Annotated in this window: 9 protein-coding genes; 2 read left to right on the top strand and 7 right to left on the bottom strand. The window is 49.7% G+C overall.

Translation table 11 applies throughout. The annotated features are described in order from the left end of the window. Positions 1–4: 4 nt before the first annotated feature. The 5 genes from prpB to GC097_RS19930 form a co-directional block, all read right to left on the bottom strand. A complete protein-coding gene (prpB, locus tag GC097_RS19950; protein WP_171685057.1) occupies positions 5–913 on the bottom strand; it encodes a methylisocitrate lyase in 909 nt (302 codons plus the stop codon). A 35-nt stretch (positions 914–948) separates the two neighbouring features. Then, positions 949–2,397, bottom strand: a complete 1,449-nt coding sequence (locus tag GC097_RS19945; RefSeq protein WP_171685056.1) for a bifunctional 2-methylcitrate dehydratase/aconitate hydratase — start codon at positions 2,395–2,397, stop codon at positions 949–951. Positions 2,398–2,436: 39 nt separating this feature from the next. Further along, the gene (gene mmgD, locus GC097_RS19940; RefSeq protein WP_171685055.1) at positions 2,437–3,546 is read right to left on the bottom strand and encodes a citrate synthase; all 1,110 of its coding nucleotides are present in this window, start codon (positions 3,544–3,546) and stop codon (positions 2,437–2,439) included. 34 nt (positions 3,547–3,580) lie between these two features. Continuing rightward, positions 3,581–4,723: an acyl-CoA dehydrogenase gene (locus GC097_RS19935; protein WP_171685054.1), complete on the bottom strand. Its 1,143-nt coding sequence runs from the start codon at positions 4,721–4,723 to the stop codon at positions 3,581–3,583. Between the two features lie 207 nt (positions 4,724–4,930). Continuing rightward, positions 4,931–5,902 carry a Gfo/Idh/MocA family protein gene (locus GC097_RS19930; RefSeq protein ID WP_171685053.1) on the bottom strand — a complete coding sequence of 324 codons (972 nt, stop codon included), beginning with the start codon at positions 5,900–5,902 and terminating at the stop codon, positions 4,931–4,933. Between the two features lie 257 nt (positions 5,903–6,159). On the opposite strand from GC097_RS19930, the gene GC097_RS19925 reads away from it, so the two are divergent. Further along, complete coding sequence (locus GC097_RS19925; protein WP_171685052.1) at positions 6,160–6,564, top strand: CBS domain-containing protein; 405 nt, start codon at positions 6,160–6,162, stop codon at positions 6,562–6,564. A 96-nt stretch (positions 6,565–6,660) separates the two neighbouring features. Here GC097_RS19925 and GC097_RS19920 read toward each other — a convergent pair whose 3' ends face one another. Both GC097_RS19920 and GC097_RS19915 read right to left on the bottom strand, forming a co-directional pair. Then, entirely contained in the window at positions 6,661–7,497 is an 837-nt protein-coding gene (locus tag GC097_RS19920) for a sugar phosphate isomerase/epimerase family protein (RefSeq protein ID WP_171685051.1), read from the bottom strand. Positions 7,498–7,605: 108 nt separating this feature from the next. Beyond that, entirely contained in the window at positions 7,606–9,111 is a 1,506-nt protein-coding gene (locus tag GC097_RS19915; RefSeq protein ID WP_171685050.1) for a DUF4153 domain-containing protein, read from the bottom strand. Between the two features lie 141 nt (positions 9,112–9,252). Here GC097_RS19915 and GC097_RS19910 point away from each other — a divergent pair, with 141 nt between their 5' ends. Next, a complete protein-coding gene (locus GC097_RS19910; RefSeq protein WP_171685049.1) occupies positions 9,253–11,043 on the top strand; it encodes an ABC transporter substrate-binding protein in 1,791 nt (596 codons plus the stop codon). Positions 11,044–11,045: the final 2 nt, after the last annotated feature.

Raw genomic sequence — 11,045 nt, 5'->3', positions numbered from 1 at the left:
AGGCCTAGTCCCTTTCAGGCAAAACGGTTTTGGCGATTTTCCGATCCAAATCTTCATACTCATAATAACGAATCGTTTCGTACAGCTCGCTGCGAGTTTGCATCCGGCCAAGAGAGTGTTTCTGAGTTCCGGTTTGCTGAATCTCTTCAAAAACCTCTTCGATCGCTTTGGCAGCCACTCGCAGTGAAGTCACCGGATAAATCACCATGCGAAATCCCCAGCTTTCAAACTGCTGCGCCGTAAAATATGGGGTCTTGCCGAACTCCGTCATATTCGCCAGCAGCGGACAGCTTACTTCTTGGCTGAATCTTTTGAATTCCTCCTCTGTCTCGAGCGCTTCCGGGAAAATGGCATCCGCTCCGGCAGCGATATATTGCTTCGCCCGGCGGATTGCAGCGTCCATTCCCTCCACACTTTTCGCATCTGTACGAGCTATCAGGTATATCGTTGGAGCAGCGGCTTTGATCGCTTGAATTTTTTGCATCATTTCTTGGGCGGAAATCAGCTTTTTACCATTCAGATGCCCGCATTTCTTCGGCATTTCCTGATCTTCGATTTGAAGGGCTGCAACCTTGGCTTCCACCATCTCCTTCGCCGTTCGTGCCGCATTCAGCACACCGCCGAAGCCGGTGTCGATGTCCACCAGCAGCGGAAGACCTGCCGCGCGAACCAGTTCACGGGCACGCTCAGCCACTTCATTCGAGTAAATGAGCCCTAAATCCGGTAAACCTCTGCTAGCCGTATACGCGGCCCCAGAGAGATAGATAGCTTGAAATTGAGCCTGCTTGGCAATAAGCGCCGACATCCCGTCATGCGTTCCGGGAATTTTGACAATCGGACCCGCCTCCACAAGTTGCCGGAAACGGGCCGCTAGCTGCCTTTGATCCGGTTCTTCATCTATCAGCCACGCCATAGGAACCTCCTGCTGCCACCTTTTAAAACCATTGGTCAAATAATGAAAAGCGCCATGAACTCGTGACAAGGCGTTTGAACGAAACGCTCATAATCAAGAGTAAGATTCATGATCTCAGATGCTTTTTTTCGAGGGAAGCGGGTTAAAAGATTATGCTCGAATTTCTCAATCACCTTCGGCAGCCCTTCCGCACGCCGTCTGCGGTGACCGATCGGGTATTCACAGACGATTTTCTCCGTCGAGGTGCCATCCTGAAAATGAATTTGAACGGCATTCGCAATTGACCGTTTGTCCGGGTCCAAATAATCCTTGCTATACTGCTCATCTTCGACGACGACCATCTTCTCCCTCAGCGCGTCAATCCGCGGATCTCTGGCGATGCTTTCTTCATAATGCTCAGCCGTCAGCGTCCCAAACAGCAGTCCGATAGCCACCATATACTGCAAGCAGTGATCCCGGTCGGCCGGATTATGCAAAGGTCCCTTTTTATCGATAATGCGAATAGCCGATTGATGGGTTGTTAGTGTGACAGATGCAATCTCCGAGATTCGATCACGAATCAACGGATGCAGATCCATCGCGCATTCCACGGCGGTCTGGGCATGAAATTCCGCAGGGAATGAGATTTTAAACAAAATATGTTCCATGACATAGGAATCGAGTGACCGCCCTAACGTTAACTCCTTGCCTCGGTACAAAACATCTTGAAAACCCCATGTTTTAGCGGAAAGCGCTGTGGCATAGCCCATCTCCCCGCCGACGGCCATTAAGGCCAGGCGTACCGCTCGGCTCGTTGCGTCCCCGGCAGCCCAAGACTTGCGGGAGCCTGTGTTCGGAGCATGTCTGTAAGTCCTTAGACTAGCCCCATCAATCCATGCATTGGAAAGAGCGCTGCATACCTCCTCTTTGGTTCCGCCCAGCATAGCCGTCGCCACGGACGTTGAGGCGATTTTTACCAGATGCACATGGTCTAAGCCAACGCGGTTTAAGCTGTTCTCTAGTGCTAGCACACCTTGAATCTCATGTGCTTTAATGGACATCGATAAAATATCTTTCACATAGAGCGGCATTTTGCCGTCGGCCACCCTGCTGCGGCTGATATAGTCGGCAAGTGCCAATATGCAGCCCAAATTATCGGAAGGATGCCCCCATTCGGCAGCGAGCCATGTATCGTTATAATCTAGCCAGCGGATCATACACCCGATATTAAAAGCGGCATGCACCGGGTCTAATTCATAGCGCGTACCCGGCACACGAACGCCGCCCGGCAAGCTCGCTCCCGGCACAATCGGCCCCAAATGCTTGGCGCACTCCGGAAAACGCAGCGCGAGCAAGCCGGTGCCAAGGGAGTCGAGCAAAACATGCTGCGCGATACGGTACGCTTCTTCGCTTTCGATGTGCGCGTTTAACGTATAATCGGCAATTTCCTCAATTAAGGGGTCGAAGTTCATCTCCTTATTGGCTAAGTTCTCAAATCCGCTCATGCCCTCTTCGTCCTTTCCGCCTTAATACTTTCGAGCCGCTCAAGGATGTAAATTGCGAGGTCCTGTGTAATGCACACGAGGCCGGAAAAGCCGGTTATGCGCGTGCTGCTCCATCACGTGGCTGCTGACGCCGATCGTACGGGCAGCGAGAAATACAGGCGTGAACAAATCAATCGGAATGCCCAGCAAATAATAGACAGGCGCCGCATAGTAGTCCAGGTTCGGGTGCAGATTTTTTTCCCGCTTCATGAGTTCCTCCCCCACCACGCACATCGTGTAGAGGTCCGACCGGTTTTTCTCTAGCGCAAGCGCGTCCAACGCATCTTTCATGAGCAGGGCGCGCGGATCGGCTTTTTTCATATAAACCCGATGTCCAAAGCCCATAATGCGTTCCTTCCGAGCCAGCTTGCTTAACATCAAGGTTTCGAGTCCCTCGTCGGAGCCTGCCTCGAGCAGCATCTCCATCACCGCTTCATTGGCGCCGCCGTGCAGGTTGCCTTTCAATGAGGCCACCGCGCCAGTAAGTGCTCCATACAAATCAGATTGCGTCGAGGCGATGACCCGCGCGGCGAATGTGGAATTCGGCATTTCGTGCTCACTATAGACGATGAGTGATTGATCGAAAATAGTCTCTTCCATTTTCGAAGGTACCTGACCTGTGATCATATACAAAAAGTTAGCCGTATAAGATAGATCATCACGCGGTTCTACGAACGCTTGTTCTGTAATGGCTTGATACCCATTTGCCAACAGCTGCGGCACTTTCGCGAGCAATCTGATCGCTTTTCGCGTATTTGCCTCCTTAGAACGGTCTTCAAGCTCCTCATCATAGCTGGCTAAGGCTGAAATCCCTGTTCGCAATACATCCATAAGGTCGGTTTTCTTTGGCAGCAATCGAAGAATCGAACAAATGTTCTGTGGCAATCCATATTCCCATTTAATTCTTTCTTCAAGCTTATTTCGTTCGTCCGCATCGGGCAGCGAACCTTCAAGCAAGAGCCCTGCAACATCCAGATAGGTGACATTTTGCGCAAGCTCGATGAGATCGTACCCGCGAACGACGATTTCTTCCTTTTCAACGTCCAGATAAGAGATCGCCGTCTCACTGGCAATTACATTTTCTAGCCCAGGGTAATAGCTGCTGCTCATCTCGTCGCTCTCCCTTCCTCCATTTCTGCCGCCTCTAGTCTGCAAGCAGCATGCGAGAAATAACAATACGCTGAATTTCGTTCGTCCCTTCATAGATTTGCGTTACTTTGGCATCGCGCATAAACCGTTCAACCGGATAATCCTTCGTGTACCCATAGCCTCCGAAAATTTGCACAGCTTCAATACTGACGCCAACCGCCGTATCGCTGGCAAAAAGCTTCGCTATCGCAGCCTCCTTCCCATAAGGCAGGCCTTTGCTTTCCTTCCACGCTGCCTGGTAGGTGAGCAGTCTGGCTGCTTCAATCTTCGTCGCCATATCGGCGAGCTTGAAGGCGATAGCCTGCTGCTGACCGATAGGCTTCCCAAATTGCTTGCGCTGCTTGGCGTAAGCGATGGATGCATCCAGCGCCCCCTGCGCGATGCCAAGCGCTTGCGCCGCGATTCCGATTCGCCCGCCATCGAGGCTTTTCATGGCAATTCGGAAGCCTTCTCCCTCCTCTCCCAGCAGATGCTCCGCAGGTACGCGGCAGTTCTCAAACCGCAGCTCGAGCGTTGGGGAAGAGCGGATGCCAAGCTTCTTCTCTTTGCGCCCGAAAATAAAGCCGGAAGCACCCTTCTCCACGATGAATGCGCTGCACCCGCGCTTCTTGTTTTGGGTATCCGTCATGGCAAAGACAATGTAGATGTCCGCCTCCCCGCCGTTGGTGACAAACAGCTTGGAGCCGTTTAACACATAGCTGTCACCGTCCTTCAGCGCCGTTGTTTTCATGGCAGCCGCATCAGAGCCTGAGCCGCTTTCCGTTAAACTGTAAGCGCCCAACTTCTTGCCTTGAGCTAACGGCTGCAAAAACTTGACCTTCTGCTCTTCCTTCCCAAACTTAAAGATCGCCCAGCTTACCAGCGACGTATGGACGGAGAGCATAACGCCGGTCGAAGCACAAACCCTCGAAAGCTCTTCCAAGACGATGGCATACGTTACAAAATCAGAACCAATCCCCCCATACGCATCTGGCCACGGAATTCCCGTCAGACCGAGCTCTCCCATTTTATCGAACAATACACGGTCAAATCGTTCTTCTTCGTCCCGCTCAGCAGCTGTCGGTTCAACTTCATTTCTGGCAAAATCCCGTACCATCGCACGAATCATCAGCTGTTCATCCGTAAAGGACAGTTCCATATGACCCCCTCCTTCGACATGATGGCTATTCCTGCATGTTTGGCCGAGGATAAGTTCAGTGGTCATCTCCAAAAATTGGACAAGTTGTAAACGCTTCCAACAACATGTTTTATATATACACGCCACGCGGATGGCTTATACCTGACAGGCTTTGAATTTAAGGGTAAATGAAAAAACACCGCTCTTCAGCGATGTTTGCTCTCATTCTTAACCGATTTTTACGGGCATCCCGCTGATTGACGACTCCAAAGCTGCGAGTGTAATCCGCAGCGTGACCGCTGCGTCGGCGTAATCCGTCAAAATACGTGACCGGTCTCCCGTTTTGAGCGCATGCAAGAAAGCATCTGTCTCCAGCTCATAGGGATTCAATAAGTTCTTATACTCCGTTTTCCAAGCTCCCTCGTGGTTGATTAAACACCGGTTTTGTTGAATTTCCAAAACGCCTTTATCCGTAAACAGTTCCAAACCGGAGCGGTGACCGAAAGGCAGCATACACGTATTCGTGATCGAAGCGATCGCGCCGCCGGCTAACTTAAGCGTTACTGCTCCGACATCCGCGACTTCAACACCGTCATGCACCGTATGCATATGACGCTGCGCATAAGCCGCATACACTTCTTCGACTTCGCCAACCAAATAGCGAACTAGATCTACAATGTGCGTCGTTTGCTCAACGAATTGACCGCCGGAACCATTTTGCTTGCGCCACCAATGAACGCCCGGCATATCCCCCAGCCAACTGCCAACCGCCATGCCAACCTTGCGGGTTGCCAAGAGTTCTTTGGCCCTTTGCACTGTATCCGTATATCGGATATGATAACCAACAGAAGTAATGATATCCTTGCTGGCGATTTTCGCTTGAATTCGGTTTACCGCGGCCATCTCGAGTCCGATCGGCTTTTCCACCAAAAACGGCAGCTCCCGTTCGAGTATCGCCTCTTCAATTTCACCATGAGCCAGAGGCGGAACACTGATGTACACAGCATCAGGTTTACTCGTATCCAGCATCTGCTCAATATTGTCAAAAGCTTGCGCGCCGGCAAACTGACGGGCAATCTTCTCCGCCTTTGGCAGTGAAGAACCCAAAAAAGCAACAACCTGCGCATCTTCCCGGGCAGCAAGCAAGCTTGCATGCTTTTCTGCAAACCAGCCTGTGCCGGCAATGGCAATTTTCAACATGTTGTTCTACTCCCCTCAGTGGTTCAAATTCGCATAATTTACCATAAGACAAGTATATACCCTGAGGCTTTTCTTTTCTTGCTTTATTTTTTTTCGCTCATATTGGCTTGGAAATGTTAGTAATCGCAAGGGTTTGGGTATATGATAATGATGTCTCTCCGGTTTATGGAAAGAACTTTCAAAGCCTTTTAGGCAAAAATATGGTTTAATAGATATAATCTTTTGTTTTGAAAATTCCGAGAAAGGTAATAACGACTATGAAAACTGCCTCTTTTCTTTTTCCGAAAGACAAGGTTGCCTTTATCCGATCATCCTCTTCGATGAAAGATGCGATGGAACAATTAGAGCAGCACTACTATACAGCGCTTCCTATCGTCGATGACGAAGGCAAATACGCGGGAACCCTATCCGAGGGCGATCTGTTATGGACGCTTAAAAATACGCCGGGCGTAAGCTTCGATAATATGGATGAAATCCCGGTCAGCGCCATTAAAAAGCATATTCGCAATGAATGTGTATCTATAGATGCCTTTATGGAGGACATGCTGGCAAAAGCTGCCGATCAAAACTTTGTTCCTGTCGTCGATGATAAACAGATTTTTCTGGGTATCATTCGCCGAAAAGATATTATTGCCTATTACATGAATAATATTACGGACTAATTGCTTTATAAGAAGAACCATCAGGATTTTCCTGACGGTTCTTTTTTCACAATTTGATGCTCCTGCCGCGGCTGTTGCTGCTGATTCGATTATATGTCATCTCACCGAAATATACGGAGCAGCAAGCTTGCGAACACGCTCAATCCCGTCCCACATATCGCCGGGACCATCATAGACTAGGGTGATCGGTCCTTCATAACCGGCTTGCTTGGCAATCTCCATACAGCGGATAAAATCTTCTTCCTCCGGTACCCCGTCTTCATTCGTCTGTGCTTTAGCATGGATGGATTCGCTGTAAGGAATCGTTTGGATAAGCGCGTCGTACTTGCCGCTGCCTTTAAAGTTGCCATAATCCGAAGTAAACCCAAGATCATCCCCGCAAGCCTTCAACAATGCAAGGCAGTTACCGGCTACCGAGGTTAAAGCATGGAAATTCTCAGTAACTACTCTTACCCCGCGTGCAGCTGCATACTGGCCTAACTCCCGCAACGCCTCCGCGGATCGAGCCAGCGCTTGTTCATCCGATGGCTCTGCATCGCCTGCAATCACACGAACTCTCTCCGCTCCGGCAAGCGATGCGATATCGATCCACCTTTTGATCCATGCGATGTCCGAAGCTCTGCGATCCTCATCGCTGCTGGAAATATCCCCATACTCAAGAAGCAGCGTATAAAAGCGCAGCCCGGCCTCCGCGAACGATTGCTTCAATGCTTGCAAATAATCCGGGCCTGTCTCAGGAAAATGAAAATGACACACCTCCAACGAGGCAAATCCTTTTGCAGCAAGTACTTTAGGCAGCTCAATCAGCGATAAATGTTCCGGCTGATCCTGCGGAGCCGTGATTTGAGCGCGTGTCGTTTCATCCCATCGAGTCCAACGCAAAGGACCTAGAAGCCGATGGAGACTCCAGCTCGTCAGTGATAAAAATGGCATATTTTCAACCCTTTCTTCATTCCGTATGGTTGTATTTTACCAATCTGCTTCGCTTGTCAACATATGCCATCCCGCAGCTTCCTCTCTTATTATGCTGTTATATTTCCCCTACCTTCTCGCACGATAGCCAGATAGATTCCAGGATGGCCACGTCGTGTTCTCTTGCTCGCCAATAATACGATCGATTTTTAGCTGCACGGAGTCTAGTTCGGGATGCTTCGCTTGAAGCTCCTTTAAGGCAGGAACAACATCGGTAGAGAGTATGCCTAAATAATCCAGATCGATCATACCCGTTTTTTCATAGCGTTCCATATTATTCATGGCAATTCGGTAGTCGATATTCATGTAATTCATGACCAAATAAGCAAGAATGGCCGTCGTTATGTATGCTCTGGACATCGACATCTTTTCCATCCATATCCGGAAAAATGCAAGGATAAACAAGATGCCTAGGAAAATCATGAACCCATGCACGAGCAATCTTGTTTGCGTGAAACCATACGCTTCTTCGTAAAGCGAAAGCCTTCCGTAAGCGGATAAAAGCATTACAATCGTACAGGCAACTAGCATCGTGAGAAGAACTTTGCGAATGGACTCGCTCATTTGGCCGCTTTGACGAATCCAGTGCAGGCCTGGGAATAAAAGCGTCACATTAATCAAGGCGACAACTACCAGTTCAGCAAAGCCCCTGCGAGCGTATTCGGCATAGGCCACACCCGCCGGCAACAAGCCGTCAGTCGCTCCGAATAAATAGGAAAATTGAATAACTGCAAACAATACATACACAACGTTCACACATACGAGCAGCGTTCCTGCAGTGATCGGATCCAGCTGAACCTTATTACGGTTTACTCCAGCAGTTTCATCTTTTGGACGATCAAAAGGGTGAGCGGCTTCGACGACTTTTGGAAACAACATTCCCCACATATAGCAAAAGGTGTATACAGCCGTACAGACCGCAAGAATCGTACGGGCAACCCCGTCCCCCATGGATATCCCGCTGAACCACTCAGGAATTCGCGTGACCCAGGATGAAAAAATACTGTCGGCTGACGCCAACAAACCGATTACAATAAACAAAATAGGCGCTGCCAGCAAAAGTCCTGCCAAGACTTTACCGACTCTTCCCCAAGTCGATTCTTTACCGCTCTCCCGGCTCGGCAGCCACGCCTTGATCATGCCGAATGGCACGGGGAGATGAGCAATCGGCCTGCTGATAACATGCCTGGCCATATCTTGCAGGAAGGTCGCATGGTACCAAGCATGCTTGCTGTTCCTGGATAAGACAATCGTTTGCATCACGATGCAGAGCGGTAAGGCTAGCCCATTAAGCGTATGAAACAAGCTGTTCGCGAACACGGCATAGGTCAACGCTAGTAATGCCACAGGCACCATCAGCAGCCAACCGGCCGTGCTCTGCCCTTTCCATGGCTCAAACCCGCCCAGTCTTCCTTTTATCGAATAAAAATATAGGCCATAGAAGCCACCCACGCTAAGTAAAACTGAAATACCTGCCGGTCGGCCGAGAAATAAATATTGCACCAACAATCCGAATAAACAAGCATACAAAAGCATGAAGCTATACTTTTTTTGCCATGGAGCCGGATCTCTCATTGAACTTCTCTCCTTTGATAAGCCATTTGCAGAAGCTACTAGGAATTGATAATTCCTACCTTTTATTGTAACCTGTAAAACAAGAACAAAAAGTGTAAGTTTAATTTTGATAATTTCATATTTTATGCCGGAGGGCTTTGGGTGAAAATTCGCAAGCATTATTTAACACTTCGAAACGCTTTTCCACATGTCCACGAAGAGTTTCCCCTGGAAACGACGCTCGAAGAGCTGGCGGCACATTTGGACTGTACGCACCGCAATATGGTGCTTCTATTAAAGCGAATGCAGCAGGAGGAATGGCTCGCCTGGCACCCCAAAAAGGGCCGCGGGAATCGCTCGACCCTGCTTTTTCTCATGCGCAAAGAGCAAATGCTGCTGGATGAGGCGAAGGAATATGTGGCTAAGCAAGATTTAAAATCCGCCTTGGAGCTGCTGCAAGCACCCGAGCATCCCGCTCAGCTGCGGGAGCAATTCCAAGAGTGGCTATCGGGTCAGTTTGGGTTTCATTCCGAGCTGCAAGGCCAGAGAAGAACCGATGTCCTGCGGTTTCCTCTCACACAGACTATCCATTCGTTGGATCCTGCTGCAATCCATTATGCCGGGGAATCGCATTTAGTTAATCAGCTTTTTGACGGACTCGTGCGGATGGATGCCAAAGGCGAGCACATCATTCCTCATTTGGCGCATGCCTGGGATGTGGACGAGTCGAGAACGGCCTGGACGTTCTATCTCCGTAAAGGCGTGCGCTTTCATCATGGCCGTGAGATGCATGCCAGTGATGTCAAATATGCGCTGCAGCGTCTTCAGCGCTTAGCTCCCCGCGGACTGTACAGTTGGGCTTACGCGGCAATCACAAATATCGACTGCCTCGATGAAACAACGGTTCGCATCCAGCTGACGGAGCGCAATGAATTGTTTTTGGGCTTTTTGAGTACGAATCGGGCCGTTATTGTTCCAGAAGATGCGTGTGAAGCATTCGGAGGCTGGATGGGTACCGCCCCTGTCGGAACAGGTCCTTTTCGTTTAGCCGGGCATGAACACGGGATTTGGAATTTGGAAGCATTTCCAGCTTATTTTCAAGGCAGGGGGTTCTTGGATCGCGTCGAAGTGTGGACGCTGCCAGAGAACGAACAAATTCATGTATCCGATCTTCAGCAGCCGTTTCAAGTCATGCACAATGTTCGCATTTCGGATATGGAAGCCCGGCGCTGGCAGCAAGTTCGACAATCGGGGATGACGACCAAGTTCATGACGGTGAATGAAATAAAAGAAGGTCCGTTAAGAAACCCTCTCATGCGAGAGGCTCTTCAGTTGGCCCTGGATCAAGCTTATTTGCTAGAGCAGTTGTCCGGCGATGTGATTGAGGCGGCCAATTCTTTCTTCCCACTGTCAGTATCCGATCACAAAGCGCCTGCACAATTACCTGATCAAACAACCTATGTAAAGCAGCTCCTCCAAGCCGCCGGTTACAAAGGGGAACCTTTGAAACTTGCGACCATCCCGCAATATGAAAAGGATGCGCTTCTACTGCAAAACATGTACGCCTTATCCGGCATAACGCTCCAAATCATGCTCATCCCGGCGGAACAATTCAAAGGCGAGCTTCGAATGTCGGCTGATTTAGTACTGTTCGCCATCATGATTGATGAACACCGCGAACTGCGGCTTTACGACATGTACAAAAGCATGCAGCAGCATGCGGCGCCCGAAGTACACAAGCTTCTCGAAGACAGCCTGCGGCTTTTGCGCGATGAAATCGACCCGAAACGCAGAATAACGCTGCTCGAGCAGTTAGAAACACGGCTCAAGCAGCGCTATAGTTTGCTTTTTCTTTATCGGAAGCATCTCAAAACGGCCTATCACCCGTCGATCCGCGGCATTTCGTTTGATTCTCTCGGGTGGGTGCGATTTCGCGACATTTGGTTCACCTAAAC

This window comes from Paenibacillus planticolens, from assembly GCF_013141725.1.
In the GTDB taxonomy this organism is placed as follows: Bacteria; Bacillota; Bacilli; order Paenibacillales; family NBRC-103111; genus Paenibacillus_E; species Paenibacillus_E planticolens.
This window is presented reverse-complemented; position numbering and strand designations above follow the sequence as displayed.